At 64.7% G+C, this 15655-nt stretch carries 19 protein-coding genes; 13 read left to right on the top strand and 6 right to left on the bottom strand.

All coding sequences use genetic code 11. The features are described 5' to 3' along the window. Nucleotides 1-3: 3 nt before the first annotated feature. From NY08_RS09120 to NY08_RS09110, 3 genes are read right to left on the bottom strand one after another with little or no spacing between them, the layout of a single operon-like run. On the bottom strand, nucleotides 4-3129 hold the full coding sequence (locus NY08_RS09120) for an ATP-binding protein (RefSeq protein ID WP_045200043.1): 3126 nt from the start codon (nucleotides 3127-3129) through the stop codon (nucleotides 4-6). Between the two features lie 17 nt (nucleotides 3130-3146). After that, on the bottom strand, nucleotides 3147-3791 hold the full coding sequence (locus NY08_RS09115) for a hypothetical protein (RefSeq protein ID WP_032397540.1): 645 nt from the start codon (nucleotides 3789-3791) through the stop codon (nucleotides 3147-3149). Next, nucleotides 3788-4825, bottom strand: a complete 1038-nt coding sequence (locus tag NY08_RS09110) for an endonuclease domain-containing protein (protein ID WP_045195952.1) — start codon at nucleotides 4823-4825, stop codon at nucleotides 3788-3790. The genes NY08_RS09115 and NY08_RS09110 overlap by 4 nt, the downstream gene beginning before the upstream one ends. 239 nt (nucleotides 4826-5064) lie before the next feature. Between NY08_RS09110 and rplN the strand changes: the two genes are divergently transcribed. Genes rplN through NY08_RS09090 form a run of 4 tightly spaced genes read left to right on the top strand, consistent with a single transcriptional unit; the run spans nucleotide 5065 to nucleotide 6515 of the window. Beyond that, on the top strand, nucleotides 5065-5433 hold the full coding sequence (gene rplN / locus NY08_RS09105) for a 50S ribosomal protein L14 (protein WP_032397538.1): 369 nt from the start codon (nucleotides 5065-5067) through the stop codon (nucleotides 5431-5433). After that, nucleotides 5434-5751, top strand: a complete 318-nt coding sequence (rplX, locus tag NY08_RS09100; RefSeq protein ID WP_032397537.1) for a 50S ribosomal protein L24 — start codon at nucleotides 5434-5436, stop codon at nucleotides 5749-5751. Nucleotide 5752: 1 nt separating this feature from the next. Further along, complete coding sequence (gene rplE / locus NY08_RS09095) at nucleotides 5753-6325, top strand: 50S ribosomal protein L5 (protein WP_008718275.1); 573 nt, start codon at nucleotides 5753-5755, stop codon at nucleotides 6323-6325. A 4-nt stretch (nucleotides 6326-6329) separates the two neighbouring features. Continuing rightward, a complete protein-coding gene (locus NY08_RS09090) occupies nucleotides 6330-6515 on the top strand; it encodes a type Z 30S ribosomal protein S14 (protein ID WP_008718273.1) in 186 nt (61 codons plus the stop codon). A 92-nt stretch (nucleotides 6516-6607) separates the two neighbouring features. Here the strand turns inward: NY08_RS09090 and NY08_RS09085 are convergent, their stop codons facing one another. Beyond that, nucleotides 6608-7306 carry a DUF6885 family protein gene (locus NY08_RS09085; protein WP_045195950.1) on the bottom strand — a complete coding sequence of 233 codons (699 nt, stop codon included), beginning with the start codon at nucleotides 7304-7306 and terminating at the stop codon, nucleotides 6608-6610. 1 nt (nucleotide 7307) lies between these two features. Further along, nucleotides 7308-8675 carry a glutamine synthetase family protein gene (locus NY08_RS09080; RefSeq protein WP_045195948.1) on the bottom strand — a complete coding sequence of 456 codons (1368 nt, stop codon included), beginning with the start codon at nucleotides 8673-8675 and terminating at the stop codon, nucleotides 7308-7310. Nucleotides 8676-9069: 394 nt separating this feature from the next. Here NY08_RS09080 and rpsH point away from each other — a divergent pair, with 394 nt between their 5' ends. From rpsH to map, 9 genes are all read left to right on the top strand, one after another. Beyond that, a complete protein-coding gene (rpsH, locus tag NY08_RS09075; protein WP_008718266.1) occupies nucleotides 9070-9468 on the top strand; it encodes a 30S ribosomal protein S8 in 399 nt (132 codons plus the stop codon). A 14-nt stretch (nucleotides 9469-9482) separates the two neighbouring features. After that, nucleotides 9483-10022 (top strand): 50S ribosomal protein L6, encoded by a 540-nt coding sequence (rplF, locus tag NY08_RS09070; protein WP_032397535.1) that lies wholly within the window; start codon nucleotides 9483-9485, stop codon nucleotides 10020-10022. Between the two features lies 1 nt (nucleotide 10023). Continuing rightward, entirely contained in the window at nucleotides 10024-10440 is a 417-nt protein-coding gene (gene rplR, locus NY08_RS09065; RefSeq protein WP_032365631.1) for a 50S ribosomal protein L18, read from the top strand. A 34-nt stretch (nucleotides 10441-10474) separates the two neighbouring features. Beyond that, complete coding sequence (gene rpsE, locus NY08_RS09060) at nucleotides 10475-11146, top strand: 30S ribosomal protein S5 (RefSeq protein WP_032397534.1); 672 nt, start codon at nucleotides 10475-10477, stop codon at nucleotides 11144-11146. Beyond that, nucleotides 11146-11325, top strand: a complete 180-nt coding sequence (rpmD, locus tag NY08_RS09055; protein ID WP_032397533.1) for a 50S ribosomal protein L30 — start codon at nucleotides 11146-11148, stop codon at nucleotides 11323-11325. The genes rpsE and rpmD overlap by 1 nt, the downstream gene beginning before the upstream one ends. Nucleotides 11326-11327: 2 nt before the next feature. Continuing rightward, nucleotides 11328-11771, top strand: a complete 444-nt coding sequence (gene rplO, locus NY08_RS09050) for a 50S ribosomal protein L15 (RefSeq protein ID WP_032397532.1) — start codon at nucleotides 11328-11330, stop codon at nucleotides 11769-11771. A 315-nt stretch (nucleotides 11772-12086) separates the two neighbouring features. Beyond that, a complete protein-coding gene (secY, locus tag NY08_RS09045) occupies nucleotides 12087-13409 on the top strand; it encodes a preprotein translocase subunit SecY (RefSeq protein WP_032397531.1) in 1323 nt (440 codons plus the stop codon). Then, nucleotides 13406-13960, top strand: coding sequence for an adenylate kinase (locus tag NY08_RS09040; RefSeq protein WP_032397530.1), 555 nt, complete (start codon nucleotides 13406-13408; stop codon nucleotides 13958-13960). Before secY ends, NY08_RS09040 begins: the two co-directional genes overlap by 4 nt. Further along, entirely contained in the window at nucleotides 13960-14757 is a 798-nt protein-coding gene (gene map, locus NY08_RS09035) for a type I methionyl aminopeptidase (RefSeq protein WP_032397529.1), read from the top strand. Before NY08_RS09040 ends, map begins: the two co-directional genes overlap by 1 nt. A 2-nt stretch (nucleotides 14758-14759) precedes the next feature. Here map and NY08_RS09030 read toward each other — a convergent pair whose 3' ends face one another. After that, on the bottom strand, nucleotides 14760-15653 hold the full coding sequence (locus NY08_RS09030; RefSeq protein ID WP_045195942.1) for a glycosyltransferase: 894 nt from the start codon (nucleotides 15651-15653) through the stop codon (nucleotides 14760-14762). Between the last annotated feature and the right edge of the window lie 2 nt (nucleotides 15654-15655).

The raw sequence follows: 15655 nt of genomic DNA, 5'->3' as shown, positions 1-15655 counted from the left end.
GCGTCAGGGCTGTCGCGCCAGCTCGATGACCTCTTCCTCGGTCGGCGGACTCTTCGGATGGTAGGACAGGCACAGGGGAGTGGCGGTGCGTCGGAATTCGGCGCCTTCCACAGCCGCGTAGAACTGACCGGCGGGCAGGCGTCCGACGTCCGGAACCGAGCCACCCTTCACCCGCGCCATCTCCTTGGCTGCGTCGACCTGCGATGGACTGTTGAGCAGACCGTAGAACTGCGTGGACGCATTGCCCGCGATGCGATTGTGCAGGCCTTTCGGGGACTGCGTGGCGAACACCAGTCCCAGTCCGTACTTTCTGGCCTGCGACGCCAGGGCCAGGGTGCTGTGCGTTGCCGCTGTGCTCCGGTCGGAGGGTGCGAAATTCTGCGCCTCGTCCATCACGAACAATCCCCCGAGTGGCCGGTCGCCCGCCGGATTCTTCTTGATCCAGGCGAACAACCCCATCTGGAGTTGATTGACGAAACTCTGCTTCTGCTCGTCGGTGGTCAGCCCCGCGAGATTGATCACCGATACCCGAGCCTTCTTGCCCTCGGCCGGCGTCAGCAGCACAGCTGGGTCGACCGGCGTGCCCGCGCCTGCGAACATCGGATCGTTCGCGGCGGCGGCCTTGAGATTCTCGGCCAGTCCGGCAGCGATGCGTACCGCATCGCGCATTTCGCTCGCGTCCTCGGGGAATTCTTCCAACAGGTCGATGAAGTCGGACAGATCCCCGCCCCGCGAACGACGACCGAACTGGTCGAGGGCCGATTTCAGCACGGCCCGACCATGTTTGGCCTTCTGTGACGTCCCGAGTACACCCGCGGCCGGTTCGAGCGAGGCCAAAGCGGACTCGATGGAGGCCTCGAACTCGTCCGCGTCGCCGACGACACTGGCGAAGTCGGGTAGCGGCTGGAAGCTGAGCGGGCGGCCGGCCGACTTGCGCGGGGTCCACACCACGACGTCGGTGTCGCGAAGGTACGCCGTCGCCTTGGCCTCGTCACCCGGTGGCCACGTCCTCTCGTCCTCGGGCCACGCGGTGCCCAGCCGAGCCAGGTCGTTGTTGACGTCCAGCACGATCGCCGAAACACCTTGTAGGGCACATTCTTCCACCAGCCGGCGAATCAGAACGGTCTTTCCCGAGCCGGATCCCGCGAAGATCGCCGTGTGCTTGCGCAGCGCCTCGAGTGGAATGGCGACATCGGCACCGGTGCTGACCTCGGCACCGACGACGATGGACGGCTTCCGGCTCGTCGACGACTCCGGTACGGAGGGTGTCGCTTCCGGTTCGATGAGGGCGGTGTCGTCGTCCACGACACTGACTGCAGGCAGCACCGCAGAGAACAATTCGACATCGTGCGCCGGCTTGCGTGCGAGCAACCAGGACGTGAGCGCGGGGGAGTTCTCGGCCAACAGGATCGACAATGCCGCCAGCGCCCTGCGGTCCTCGTCCCCGAGGGGCACCACGACGCCACCGGCGCGGTGCAGGGCCGCGATCGTCTGCTCGGTTTTCGCGCCGTTCGGCCACGGGTCGTTCCTGATCAGGATCAGCCGTCGCCTCGGCATGTCGACGCGCAGGCCCGCCGTCGTCACGGCCCGCTCGACTCGGGCCAACGCGGCCCGCGCGTTGCCGGACGTCACGGCGCGGAAGCACCAGTGCTCTTCGTCGTCGGTGTCGGTGTCGACGGTGTGACGCAGGCGGGCGTGCAGCGCCGGCTTGCCGCTCGGCGGCGGATCCTGGGCCAGGCTGTCGTCGGACGACTGATGCTCGTGAATCCACGCCGTCAGACCCGCGGACAACAGTGCGGGAACGATCGAGTCCTCGCTGTCGGGTCGCAACGGAACGGAGACGTCGACCTGTCCACGAAGTTGCTCGTAGCGATCGTCGAGCGCATCGAGTTCGTTGACCCGCGCCGTGGGCAGGTCGGGCGCATCGGTAGGACCGGATCTGTCGGTGAAGCTCTCCAACTCCGACGCGACGCCGGTGTCGAGGCAGTGCCTGATGTGCCGATCGACGGCGATGAGAAGCTGGCGCGGAGTGAAATCCGGGGCCTGCTCGAACGCGTCGGGCGCGACCGGCCACGTCGGGTGCGGTGGCGTGAACCCGGCCTCGAGGAAGCACGCGGCCAGCCGTCGTCCGAGTAGCAGGCGACCGATGTCCGAGGAGGGAATCGGCTTGAGCGACTGGGTGACTCGGAAGCGGTCACGCATCGGCGCGACTCCACGTGCGGCAATCAGTTCCCAGGCGCTCGACAGCGCGGAGAGCACCGAGGCAGTACGGGGGAGGGTCTCGCGCAGCGACATCAAGCCGTGTGCGAGCTGTTCGACGACCTTGTCTTCCTGCGCGTCGGCGAACTCCTGATCCGATCCGGTACGAGACTGCGCCACGAGCGTGTCGATCTGATCGATCGCGAGGATGGTCGGACCGGTGATGGCGAGCAGACGCGAGATGTTCTCGGCGATGCCCTGATGGCCGAGCTCGGCCCGGCGGATGCCCCAGGCCGAGAACTCGTCGGGATCGACGTCGTCGATCGACTGCAGGTAGGCGTCGCCCAGATCCTGAACGGCCGAATCGGGGGCGATGGACAGCACCAGCGCGCGCAGCGTGTGCTGCGACGTCCGTCGATGGCGCGGGTGAACCTTGTACACCGCAGTGACGAAATCGTTGAGCGTATCCGCGTCGATCATGCTCTCGCCCATGATCTTCGCGCGCTGATCCTCGGCGATGTCGCCGATCTCGCAGAGCCGTCGAAGCAACAGCCCGAGCTGGCTGTCCGATCCTCGGCCGGACGGACGCATCAGGTCGTCGAGCATCCCCATCAGCGTCGAACGCCAGAATCCGGCGGCGTCGAGCAACCTGATCAGGAAGAAGTACCCGCCCTTGAGCTGTACTTCTTCTCGCACCTGGCCGAGCAGGTGCGTCTTGCCCGAACCGGCCGGGCCGCGCACGACGACGCCGAGCGGACTCGCGTCGTCGGAGGCGTCCGCGTCGTCGTACGCGTTCATCACCTCGAGGAACACGCGTTCGTGCATCCCCGGTACGTGCACGTTCGACTGAGAACGCCACACGTCGTCGGGTGTCGGTGCCCAACTCAGCCGCACCGATTCGAGAGCTCGGATCTGCTCGCTGTCCGTCATCGTCGACTCAACGCCCATCATGGTTCGATCGAGAGAAGGTGGTTCTGCTGATTTCCGACGACGACGGCCGCGGCGCGTTCCTCGTCGGTCAGCGTCTTCTGATTTTCCTCCGGTATCAACGAGACGTCCGGGGCGCGACGCAGGCGCGCGAGAGCGTCGTCCAGATCGGTTCTGGGTATGTCGCGCAACTCGTTTCGCAATCTGGACAGTCGGACGGTGCTGCCGGGTTCGCGGGCGAGCCCGGCGTAGGCCGCGCGAATCGAGGCTTCGATGTCGACCGCGGTCTCGGTCTTCTCGACGGGTTCGGGCTCCTCTGTTCGCGGCGAGAACACATCCGCCGGGCGGGCGTCGGTGCGATCGAGCCACCGTCGCAACCCCGCCAACACGGTGAACATTGCCTTGCCCGCGCCGGTCGATCGAGCCGGTGGTTCTCCACCGATGAGTTCGCCGCAGACCCGCCATCCCTTGTCGGTGAGTTCGAGAGTCATCGGTCGCACGGACGAATTCACTTCGACGAGACCGGCGTTCTTCAGCTTGTCGCGGGACGGCTTCGCGAGCTCGGGGCCCATCGCTTTGAGTTCGGAATTCTTGACCGGACTTGCCTCGGCCATCAGGACCAGCAGCACTGCCGCCTCGGTCCCGTTCAGGTCTTCGGTACTCATCGAGGATCCCCCTTCGATCGTCTTCTCGATACTGCCTCGCGGATGGTAGCTACCGCACGTTGCGGATCGTCGATCACCTGAGCGTTGGTGAAGCGCAACACCATGTAGCCGTGTGTCTGCAGTTGGTTGTCGCGCACGCGGTCCTCGGCGAAGCGGTCGACGGCGCGGTGCTCGTTGCCGTCGATTTCCACGACGATCTTCTCGGTGCGCCACAGTACGTCGACCGTGAACGGTCGGCCGAGCTCGCCGAGCCGGATCGAACGATTGTGCTCCCGCCCCGCAGCCCAGTCGTGCACGTCCAGCGCTCGATACAAGCGCTGCTCCGGATCGCTGGCCGGGTGCGGATGTCCGGCGATCGGCGGATAGCTCAGGGGTCGGAACCGATCGACCACGGTCTCGACCCCAGCGGGCACGGCGGGCGCGTGTACCGCCACGGACCGGAACCGGTCCATGTTCGACGCCCCGTCGCCCGTCACCCACACCGCTGCACCGGCGTGCGTGCACAGCCATTCCGCAGCTGTCCCGACGACTCCGGCATCCGTTCCGGCCGGCACGACCAACACGAGCGCAGCGAGGCTTCTTCGACGAGCCGAGGCAAGTATTCGGGTCGAGCCTGCTGCGCGAGTTTCGACGGTGAATGCGGCTCGACGCGGCGCACTCCCCGCGACGGCTGCGTTTGCCAGAGCCCCGACGTAGGGGCCGAAGTGTGCGGTGTCGGCACCGAGCCGAGCGGCGGCGACGCGAGCAGCGCGTCGATCCAACGACGACGAGCCGGAGTGATGGTCGAAGTCGGTGAGCCACAGCGGAACCGAATCGACGGCGGCGTTCTCGAGTTCCGTGACCACTGCATCGGCGAGATCGACGGCACGATCGGCCGTCGTGGGATCGATCGCGAAGAACACGATCGCAGGTGCGTCCACCGGTAGAGGGTTCACGGATTCGGCGAGATCACGCTCGGTGACCCCGTGGATGCGCACGACCCGGTCCAGGGGCAGACTCGACCACCACGCGGTGTCGTCGCGCTCCGACGTCATCGCCGCGCCCCGTCGATCCGAAGATGTCCCATCCCCAGAACCGTACCGATTGCCCCGAAGGGCGCAGGTGACGGCGGGTGGCCCGGTGACGACGATTTGGATGCCTGGGACCCGTTCCCCTACACTTGACCGGTTGCCTGTGGCAGCGGTGTGCCTTCGTGTGCCCGTACCCAGCAGCCGACCGCGCGTGTCGGGACGGAAATCCGGCACGTACGTACATCCAGGTCAAGGAGAAGTTAGTGATTCAGCAGGAGTCGCGAGTACGCGTCGCTGATAACACGGGCGCGAAGGAAATCCTTTGCATCCGCGTTCTCGGTGGTTCGTCACGTCGCTACGCCGGAATCGGCGACATCATCGTAGCTACGGTGAAGGACGCCATTCCCGGTGGAAACATCAAGAAGGGTGAGGTCGTCAAGGCCGTCATCGTCCGCACCATCAAGGAGCGTCGCCGTCCGGATGGCTCGTACATCCGTTTCGACGAGAACGCTGCGGTGCTGATCAAGCCGGACAACGATCCCCGTGGAACTCGTATCTTCGGCCCGGTCGGCCGTGAGTTGCGTGAGAAGAAGTTCATGAAGATCGTCTCGCTCGCCCCGGAGGTGCTGTAAATGAAGGTGCACAAGGGCGACACCGTTCTCGTGATCGCAGGCAAGGACAAGGGTGCCAAGGGCAAGGTCATTCAGGCCTACCCCGCTGACTCCAAGGTTCTGGTCGAGGGTGTGAACCGCATCAAGAAGCACACTGCGGTCTCCGCCAACCAGCGCGGCGCATCCTCGGGTGGAATCGTCACCCAGGAAGCCCCGATCCACGTATCGAATGTCGCAGTGGTCGACTCGGACGGCAACCCCACTCGCGTGGGCTACCGGACCGATGAAGAAACCGGCAAGCGCGTTCGTGTTTCCCGGAAGAACGGGAAGGACATCTGAGATGACTACCACCGAAAACATCGCGGGCGAACAGCCCCGCCTCAAGGCGCGCTACCGCGCCGAGATCAAAGACGCCCTGAACACCGAATTTGCATACGAGAACGTCATGCAGATCCCCGGCATCGTCAAGGTCGTCGTCAACATGGGTGTCGGCGACGCCGCCCGTGACGCCAAGCTGATCAACGGTGCAGTTGCCGACCTCGCTGCCATCACCGGCCAGAAGCCGGAGATCCGCAAGGCACGCAAGTCCATCGCACAGTTCAAGCTGCGCGAAGGAATGCCCATCGGCGCACGCGTCACCCTCCGTGGCGACCGCATGTGGGAGTTCCTCGACCGTCTGGTCTCCATTGCCCTTCCCCGAATCAGGGACTTCCGCGGCCTCTCGGGCACGCAGTTCGACGGCAACGGAAACTACACGTTCGGCCTCAACGAGCAGTCGATGTTCCACGAGATCGACGTGGACAAGATCGATCGTCCGCGCGGCATGGACATCACCGTAGTAACCACCGCAACCAACAACGAAGAAGGCCGCGCGCTGCTCAAGCACCTCGGCTTCCCGTTCAAGGAGAACTGAGTCCATGGCGAAGAAGGCATTGGTCAACAAGGCCAACAAGAAGCCGAAGTTCGCGGTGCGTGCATACACTCGCTGCAACCGCTGCGGCCGTCCCCATTCCGTGTTCCGCAAGTTCGGCCTCTGCCGTATCTGCGTGCGCGAGATGGCACACGCCGGAGAGCTTCCCGGAGTTCGCAAGAGCTCCTGGTGATCTGAGGCCTCCGGGCTTCACCACACCACGCTGATGGGCGTGGGTTCCGAAAGGAACCCACGCCCATTTCGCGTTTGCTCAGGCCTCCCGTCTCAGACCGACCACACGTCGTTTCGTAGATCGAGTGACCGAGTCAGATCCAGTGCGGCAGAACGGTCGTCGTTGTCGACGAGAAGGAGCAGGCCACGTTCGGACATCGCAGACGCGAGAGTGTCGGTGGGAACGGTTCGACATCCGGCCGGCATGCCCGCGACTCCGAGCTCTCGATAGGTATCGGCAATCGCAACCACGTCCTCGACGGTGTCCATTCCCAGGACGGTCACGAAATGTCCTACGCTCCAATCGAATTCGGTCAGGTCCTCGGTGTGCACATTCGCAACCAGGCCGAACCGGAACTGCACGTCGGCCAGGCGGGTCAGGAGCAGTCGTAGCCCGTCGGAACCGGGCCCCACGATCGGAACCACCACGACGCGTCCTCCGGTCGCCGTCTCGATGCCCGTCGCAAGACCTGTCGCTGTGGTCCCGGCCGCATCGATCGATGCGGCCCTCGGTAGGCAATCCCACCCGTCGGTGATCCGGGGCGTTCCGGGCGGACGGGCCGCATTGGTCTCGCCCGGCCAGATCGCGGATCCCGATGCGATCGCGAGTGCTGTGACGTCCGGTGCGTCGTCGCCCACGACGGCCGTCGACGCTATCGATGCCGAGAACGGTCCGCAGAGCTGATCCGGTTGTGGCAGAGCGCTGTCGAGGGCAGAGACGATTGCGCCGACGCCGGGGAACCGTCGCAGCATGTCAGTAGATCCAGCGCAGTGATTCGAGCAGTTCGTCCTCGGTGTGGCTCTCCGCCCACGCTGCATCGGCGTCCCGGCAGGCAACGAACGCGCCCAGAAGGTCTTCGCCCAACACGTCTGCGACCAGCGCCGACGACAGTAGGTTCTCCCGTTGTCGGTCATGGGTCGTCGCGAGTGGGGAGATACCGGCGGCGTCGCGACGGGCGTCGTCCCAGCCGCCCACATCCTCCTGAACCGGTGGCGACAACGTCGCCGAATCGGCCACTCCCGACATGCCGGCCGCGATGGTGACGGCAAGCGCCAGATAGGGGTTGGCGGAAGCGTCGCACGCCTTCAACTCGACGTTGGTGTGATCGGGACCGAGGAGGGCAGAACCGGGTACGAGCCGTACTGCCGCTTCGCGGTTCTCGACGCCCCAGAACCCGAAGGCACCGGCCCAGTATCCGGGTCGACGTCGGAGCAAGGATCCCGAACTCGGTGCGGTGACGGCAGTGAGTCCCGGCAGCTCTCGAACCAGGCCCGCGATGTACGACTGCCCGGTCTCCGACAATCCATGCTCTCCGTCTCCGGTGAGAGCGTTGTGCCCGTCGCGAACCAGTGACGTGTGCAGGTGCCATCCGTTGCCTGCACTGCTGGACGAGGGCAGGGGAGCGAAGCTCGCCCGCAGGCCGTGAGCTTTGGCGGCAGAGTGGATCGTCTGCCGCGCGAGAACTTGCGCATCGGCTGCAGCAAGGGGATCGAGTGGCGCGAGCGCGATCTCGATCTGGGACATGCCGTACTCGGCATGAATCTGACCGATGCTCACACCGTTCGCAGACAGGGCGTGCAGCAGCGATACGACGAATTCGTCGACATCGCGGAGCGCGTTGGCGGAGTAGGCAGGTCCTCGATGGGCGGACAGTCCGTCCGATTCCCGGGTCAGGGCGAACTCGATCTCGAATCCGGCCCGCACCTCGAAACCGGCATCGGACGCCTTCTGCACCTGCCGCTCGAGAACAGCGCGTTGGTCGTAGGGCCAGGGAGAGCCGTCCGCGGAGAGCTGCCTGCCGTGTACCCAGGCAAGCCCCGGTTGGCCGGCAAGTGGAACCACGCTCGACGCGTTGTCGATCACCGGAATCAACCGAACATCGCCGGACGGCGTCGACAGTCCCTCGTGAGCGAAGGTGATCCCGTCGTGCGAATCGAACACCGCGAACACCGCGGTGACTCCTACGCCGCGACGTGCGACGGCGGTCAGTTCTGCGGTGGGCACGGTGCGTGATCGGACGATGCCGTTGTTGTCGACCCACCCGATCGTCACCCCGGCGATGGTGCGGTCACGCAGAGTGTGGGTGAGGTGATCGATATCGACTGCCTTCGAGTCCGTCATGGTCCGACGTTAGCGAAGAAGTGGACGCCGGGGTGTCCGACTGGACCCGAGCCGTCGCGCAATGGTAAGGCGATTTGGTCTTCGGGTGCGCGATGCCTACACTAGAGCGGTTGCCCGGGCTTCGTCGTGCCTGCACGCGAGTCCTTGCAATGAAACGCAACCTCGAGTTCTCCGCACGTCAGCATCGAAATGCGGAAGCTCGAAACACCGGGCAGTGCAGCGATGCATTGCTTGGAGCGCAACCCCTGACCGGCAACAGTCGGTCAGGACATGTTCACTTCGTTGTAGGCCCACGATGCGACGAGCCAGGCCCGCCGGGTTTTCGAGAATCCAGGGGCACCAGCTCGCGCGTGCTGCATGGGAACCGCTGCGAGAAAGGTGCACAGGTCACACCATGACGATGACCGATCCAATTGCAGACTTCTTGACCCGTCTGCGCAACGCCAATTCGGCGTACCACGACGAGGTGAAGCTTCCCCACTCGAAGCTCAAGGCGAACATCGCCGAGATCCTCAAGCGCGAGGGCTACATCTCCGACTACCGCACGGAAGACGCCGAGGTGGGCAAGACCCTCATCGTCGATCTGAAGTACGGCCCGAGCCGTGAGCGCAGCCTCGCCGGCGTGCGACGCGTCTCCAAGCCCGGTCTCCGGGTATACGCAAAATCCACCAATCTGCCCAAGGTTCTCGGCGGCCTGGGCGTGGCGATCATCTCCACGTCCACAGGTCTGCTCACGGAGCGTCAGGCGGCCAAGCAGGGTGTGGGCGGAGAAGTCCTCGCCTACGTCTGGTAGGGGAGGCCACCACCATGTCACGTATTGGAAAATTGCCGGTACCGGTCCCCGCTGGAGTCGATATCACCATCGACGGCCAGAACGTTGCGGTCAAGGGCCCCAAGGGTGCCCTGAGCCTGACGGTCGCCGAGCCCATCCAGATCGCTCGCGCCGACGACGGCACCATCGCCGTCACCCGGCCCGATGACGAGCGCAAGAGCCGTGCACTGCACGGACTGTCGCGCACTCTCGTCGCGAACCTCATCACCGGTGTCACCAACGGTTACACCAACAAGATGGAGATTCACGGCGTCGGTTACCGCGTCGTACTCAAGGGCAAGGACCTCGAGTTCGCACTCGGTTACAGCCATCCCGTGCTGATCGAAGCACCCGAGGGCATCACGTTCACGGTCGAGTCGCCCACGCGATTCACCGTTGTCGGCATCGACAAGCAGAAGGTCGGTCAGATCTCTGCCAACATTCGTCGTCTGCGGCGTCCGGACCCGTACAAGGGCAAGGGCATCCGCTACGAGGGTGAAGTGATCCGCCGCAAGGTCGGAAAGACGGGTAAGTGATATGAGCCAGCAAACAGCAGACAAGGCGAACGTCGTCAAGCGCACTCCGCGTGGCACCGACGTCTCGACGAAGCGTCGCCTGTCGAAGGCACGTCGTCACTTCCGCCTTCGCAAGAAGATCTCCGGCACGCCCGAGCGTCCCCGCTTGGTCGTCAACCGGTCCTCGCGTCACATCCACGTGCAGTTGATCGACGACCTCGCCGGCCACACGCTGGCCAGCGCGTCGAGCATCGAAGCCGATGTGCGCGCCCTCGAGGGCGACAAGAAGGCCGTCAGTGCGAAGGTCGGCGAGCTCATCGCCAGCCGCGCGAAGGCAGCAGGCGTCGAGGCAGTCGTGTTCGACCGCGGCGGCAACAACTACAGCGGCCGCATCGCGGCACTCGCAGACGCAGCCCGTGAAGGCGGGTTGACGTTCTGATGATGACAATGACTGACAACGGAAGGACAGCCTGATGCCGGGACGTCAACGGCGTGACGGCGGAAGCGGCCCCGCCGGACAGAACAGTGGCCCCAACGCAGGTGGCGACAACAACCAGCGCGGCGACAACCGCGGTGGCGGTCGTGACCGTCGTGACAACGGCCGTGGCGGCAACGCTGCGGACAAGTCGAACTTCATCGAGAAGGTCGTCACGATCAACCGCGTCTCCAAGGTGGTCAAGGGTGGTCGACGCTTCAGCTTCACCGCCCTCGTCATCGTCGGTGACGGCAACGGACTGGTCGGCGTCGGCTACGGCAAGGCCAAGGAAGTTCCCGCGGCCATCCAGAAGGGTGTCGAGGAGGCTCGCAAGAGCTTCTTCCGCGTCCCGATGATCGCCGGCACCATCACGCACCCCATCCAGGGCGAAGCCGCAGCAGGCGTCGTCATGTTGCGTCCGGCCAGTGCCGGTACCGGCGTCATCGCCGGTGGCGCGGTGCGTGCCGTGCTCGAGTGCGCCGGTGTCCACGACGTGCTGTCGAAGTCGCTCGGTAGCGACAACGCCATCAACGTCGTGCACGCGACCGTCGCAGCCCTCAAGGGTCTGCAGCGTCCCGAGGAAGTTGCGGCTCGCCGCGGCCTGACCCTCGAAGAGGTTGCACCCGCCGGAATGCTGCGCGCACGCGCACAGGCAGGAGCGGTGAAGTAATGGCTCAGCTGAAGGTCACCCAGATCAAGAGCACCATCGGCCAGAAGGCGAACCAGCGTGACAGCCTGCGTACTCTCGGGCTCAAGGGCATCCGCCAGACGGTCGTCCGCGAGGACAACCCGCAGAACCGCGGACTGGTCAACACGGTGCGCCACCTCGTAATCGTTGAGGAGGTCTAACCATGACCATCAAACTGCACCACCTGCGCCCCGCAGCCGGATCCAAGTCGACGAAGATTCGTGTCGGCCGTGGTGAAGGTGGCAAGCGTGGCAAGACCGCAGGTCGCGGTACCAAGGGAACCGGCGCACGCAAGAACGTGCCGGCACGTTTCGAGGGTGGCCAGATGCCCCTCCACATGCGGCTCCCGAAGCTCAAGGGCTTCACCAACCGCAACCGTGTCGTGTTCCAGGTCGTGAACCTGCGCGACATCGAGCGTCTGTTCCCCGAGGGCGGTCAGATCGGTATCCCCGAGCTCATCGCCAAGGGTGCCGTTCGCAAGAACGAGCCCGTCAAGGTTCTCGGCGACGGAAACCTGACCGTGAAGGTCGAGATCTCGGCCAACAAGTTCACGGGCTCCGCCAAGGAAAAGATCGCCGCTGCCGGCGGTTCTGCAACCGAGGTATGAGCATTGCTCCGATGCGTTGAGTAGCAGCGCATCGAGCAGCAGTTCGTGACGATGGCCGCAGCCACAGCTCTCGCAGCTGAGCTGCGGCCATCGTTGCCTCGGCACCACGTGCCGTACTCGACCGAACGGACAGGGTCCAACACTGACCGTCGGGCGGTTCGATACGCACTGTTAGAGTTCTAGAGTTCACAGAAGTTCGTTTCGATGCGGGCGATGCATGTCGCCTGCAGTCCATGCTCGTGAGGCTCACAGGAGCGCCGGTTGCGCTCCTGACGAAGCACTCGCAGCGTCAACGCAGTCGTGCCAGGAGGATCTTTGCTTTCCGCCTTCGTGTCGGCCCTCAGGACTCCTGACCTGAGACGGAAGATCCTCTTCACGCTCGGTCTGGTGGCCCTGTATCGCTTCGGTGCCACGCTGCCGTCGCCGGGTGTCGACTACGCCAATGTCCGAGCATGCATCGACCAGGTCTCCGGTGGAGACTCGGCGGGCATCTACTCGCTGATCAACCTGTTCTCCGGTGGAGCGCTCCTCCAGCTCTCGGTGTTCGCGATCGGCATCATGCCGTACATCACCGCCAGCATCATCGTGCAGCTGCTCACCGTCGTCATCCCGAAGTTCGAGGAACTCCGCAAGGAGGGACAGTCGGGGCAGGCCAAGATGACGCAGTACACGCGTTACCTGTCGATCGCGCTGGCCATCCTGCAGGCGACCGGCCTGGTGGCCCTCGCCTCCCGCGGCCAACTTCTGCAGGGATGCCAGCAGGACATCATCGCTGACCAGAGCATCTTCGGCCTCGTCATCATCGTGCTCGTCATGACCGCAGGTGCAGCCGTCGTGATGTGGTTCGGCGAGGTCATCACCGAGCGCGGCGTCGGCAACGGAATGTCGCTGCTCATCTTCGCCGGAATCGCCTCGCGTATCCCCTCCGAGGGCAACTCGATCCTCGAGAGCCGCGGTGGGCTGGTGTTCGGATTCGTCTGCTTCGCAGCGTTCCTGATCATCACCGGCGTGGTGTTCGTCGAGCAGGGTCAGCGCCGAATTCCCGTCCAGTACGCCAAGCGCATGGTCGGTCGAAAGATGTACGGCGGCTCCTCCACCTACCTTCCGCTCAAGGTCAACCAGGCCGGCGTCATCCCGGTGATCTTCGCGTCCTCGCTGCTGTATCTGCCCAACCTGATCGCCCAGCTCACCTCGGCCAGCACCGCGGTCGATCCGAGCTGGTGGCAGCGCATCATCAACGAGTACCTGGTGAACCCGGCCAACCCGGTGTACATCGCGATCTTCTTCGGTCTGATCGTGTTCTTCACGTACTTCTACGTGGCGATCACGTTCAACCCCGAAGAGCGCGCCGACGAGATGAAGAAGTTCGGCGGGTTCATCCCGGGCATTCGTCCGGGCAAGCCGACCGCCGACTATCTGAACTACGTCCTCAGTCGCATCACGTTGCCGGGCGCGGTCTACCTGGGCACCATCGCCGTGCTCCCGAACCTGTTCCTCGACATCGGCAGTTCGGGTGGAGGACAGAACCTCCCCTTCGGTGGCACCGCCGTGCTGATCATGGTCAGCGTCGGCCTGGATACCGTGAAGCAAATCGAAAGCCAGCTGATGCAGCGTAACTACGAAGGGTTCCTCAAGTGAGACTTGTTCTGCTCGGTCCCCCCGGTGCCGGCAAAGGCACCCAGGCCGTCCTCCTGTCCGAGAAGCTGGGCGTTCCGCACATCTCGACCGGCGACCTGTTTCGCGCGAACATCGGTGAGAAGACGCCGCTCGGACTCGAGGCGAAGAAGTACCTCGATGCAGGCGACCTCGTTCCCAGTGAGCTGACCGTCGACATGGTCCGCAGCCGCCTCTCCGAGCCCGACGCCGTGAACGGCTTCCTGCTCGACGGCTTCCCACGTTCGGTGGGTCAGGCCGAGGCACTGGTCGGCATCCTGGCGGACCTGAACGCGAAGCTCGACGCCGTACTCTCGTTCGTCGTCGACGAGGACGTCGTCGTCGAACGCATGCTCGCGCGTGGACGCGAGGACGACAAGGAAGACGTCATTCGGAACCGACTCAAGGTGTACCGGGACGAGACCGCGCCACTGCTCGATTACTACGAGGGCCAACTCGTGACGGTCGACGCGATCGGTGAGGTGGACGAGGTCAACGCTCGCGCGCTGAAGTCCATCGAGGACCACGGCAAGTAATGGCATTCGGCCGTAAACGGAAGGTCGTGCCGTTCCGCAGTGCTGGCGAACTCGACGCCATGGCTGCGGCCGGCGCGGTCGTCGGCGCTGCTCTGGTGGCAGTGCGGGCAGCGGCGGTTCCCGGTGTCTCGACGCTCGAGCTCGACAGAGTTGCCGAGGCCGTCATCCGTGACGCCGGTGCGGTGCCGTCGTTCCTCGGTTACCACGGCTTCACCGGCAGTATCTGTTCGTCGGTCAACGACCGTGTGGTGCACGGCATTCCGTCGGCAGACGAGCTCCTGGTCGCAGGCGATCTGGTGTCCATCGACTGTGGGGCGGTTCTCGACGGTTGGCACGGAGACTCGGCGTGGACGTTCGGTGTCGGCGACATCATCGAAGCCGATGCGATGCTGAGCGAGGCGACGAGGCTGTCGATGGAGGCAGGTATCGCCGCGATGCTTCCCGGCAATCGGCTCACCGACGTCTCGCACGCCATCGAATCCGGAACCCACGCGGCCGAGCAGGCGCACGGCCGCAAGTACGGAATCGTCGACGGATACGGCGGTCATGGCATCGGTCGTGAGATGCACATGGACCCGTTCCTCGCGAACGAGGGTGCGCCGGGTAAGGGACCGGAGCTGGTCGTCGGATCCACTCTGGCAATCGAGCCCATGCTGACCCTCGGCACGTACGACACCGACATTCTCGACGACGGCTGGACGGTCGTGACCACGGACGGATCCCGATCGGCGCACTGGGAACACACCGTTGCCGTCACCGAGGACGGGCCGCGGATCCTGACACTACGACCCAGCTAGGGTCACCAAGCCAGCGATCCGTAGCGTCTGCCGCCGCGGACCAGTCCGAGATGCGCAGCCACCAGACGAAGCCAGAGTCGAGTCGGCATCCTGGTCACTGCAGTGGGAAGCAGCGGGTTTCGTACGCCGAGCATCAGCAGGGCGATGGAGATCGAGCGGGCCCGGAAGGGCGGGCAGCCGTGTGCTCGGTGGAGTCCGCGTACGTGAGCCGATCCGTAGCCGAGCGCGCCTGCCTGCTTCCAGTTCTCCCGACGTCCGGTGCGAAGTCGGTACGACACCAGTGGTTCGGCGATGAAATGCAGTCGATATCCCGCGTGCTGTGCGCGCCACGAGAACTCCATGTCCTCGCTGGCGTGAACGTACTCGAGCATGCCGCCGAGCTCGCCGTAGGTCGATCTGCGGCACGCCATGCTGGCACCGATGGCGAACGGTAGGAATGTCGACTTGCCCTGATCCGAGGGCGGTGCGAACGGTGTCGATGCGCGCACGGCAGCGGAGTTCAGCGTCTCCGTCTCCAGGCCGGTACCCACGATGTCGTACTCGTCGAGGCCGGCGACGATGCGCCGGAGCCAGTTCGGGTGGACCGCGTCGTCCGCGTCGCAGAAGGCGAGCAGGTCGCTGCGGGCGGCGTCTGCACCTCTGTTACGTGCGAACGATGCGCCCGGGGATCCTGCAGCGTCGACGTACTGCAGGTCGAGCGCTCCACGGAGGCAATGGTTCTCGATGTGTTCGCGAAGGCCGTCGGTCGAGCCGTTGTCGCTGACGATCACCGTGAAGGGATGCTCGTAATCCTGTCGAGCGAGAGCTCGCAGTTGATCGTCGAGAACATCCTTGGAGTTGTGAACCGGAATGATGACGGATACGCCCGGGTTGCCGGCGCGCGTGTCTGAGCTCAAGA

This window comes from Rhodococcus sp. B7740, from assembly GCF_000954115.1.
Classification (GTDB): domain Bacteria; phylum Actinomycetota; class Actinomycetes; order Mycobacteriales; family Mycobacteriaceae; genus Rhodococcoides.
The sequence above is the reverse complement of the archived record's forward strand: the minus strand, read 5'-3'. Positions and strand labels throughout refer to the sequence as shown.

Coding starts and splice junctions, on each gene's coding strand:
- map (WP_032397529.1), top strand. CDS start 13,960: ATGGCATTCGGCCGTAAACGGAAGGTCGTGCCGTTCCGCAGTGCTGGC.
- rpsE (WP_032397534.1), top strand. CDS start 10,475: ATGCCGGGACGTCAACGGCGTGACGGCGGAAGCGGCCCCGCCGGACAG.
- rplO (WP_032397532.1), top strand. CDS start 11,328: ATGACCATCAAACTGCACCACCTGCGCCCCGCAGCCGGATCCAAGTCG.
- NY08_RS09090 (WP_008718273.1), top strand. CDS start 6,330: ATGGCGAAGAAGGCATTGGTCAACAAGGCCAACAAGAAGCCGAAGTTC.
- rplF (WP_032397535.1), top strand. CDS start 9,483: ATGTCACGTATTGGAAAATTGCCGGTACCGGTCCCCGCTGGAGTCGAT.
- NY08_RS09085 (WP_045195950.1), bottom strand. CDS start 7,306: ATGCTGCGACGGTTCCCCGGCGTCGGCGCAATCGTCTCTGCCCTCGAC.
- rpsH (WP_008718266.1), top strand. CDS start 9,070: ATGACGATGACCGATCCAATTGCAGACTTCTTGACCCGTCTGCGCAAC.
- NY08_RS09120 (WP_045200043.1), bottom strand. CDS start 3,129: ATGACGGACAGCGAGCAGATCCGAGCTCTCGAATCGGTGCGGCTGAGT.
- rplX (WP_032397537.1), top strand. CDS start 5,434: ATGAAGGTGCACAAGGGCGACACCGTTCTCGTGATCGCAGGCAAGGAC.
- NY08_RS09110 (WP_045195952.1), bottom strand. CDS start 4,825: ATGACGTCGGAGCGCGACGACACCGCGTGGTGGTCGAGTCTGCCCCTG.
- rplR (WP_032365631.1), top strand. CDS start 10,024: ATGAGCCAGCAAACAGCAGACAAGGCGAACGTCGTCAAGCGCACTCCG.
- NY08_RS09115 (WP_032397540.1), bottom strand. CDS start 3,791: ATGAGTACCGAAGACCTGAACGGGACCGAGGCGGCAGTGCTGCTGGTC.
- NY08_RS09080 (WP_045195948.1), bottom strand. CDS start 8,675: ATGACGGACTCGAAGGCAGTCGATATCGATCACCTCACCCACACTCTG.
- rplE (WP_008718275.1), top strand. CDS start 5,753: ATGACTACCACCGAAAACATCGCGGGCGAACAGCCCCGCCTCAAGGCG.
- rpmD (WP_032397533.1), top strand. CDS start 11,146: ATGGCTCAGCTGAAGGTCACCCAGATCAAGAGCACCATCGGCCAGAAG.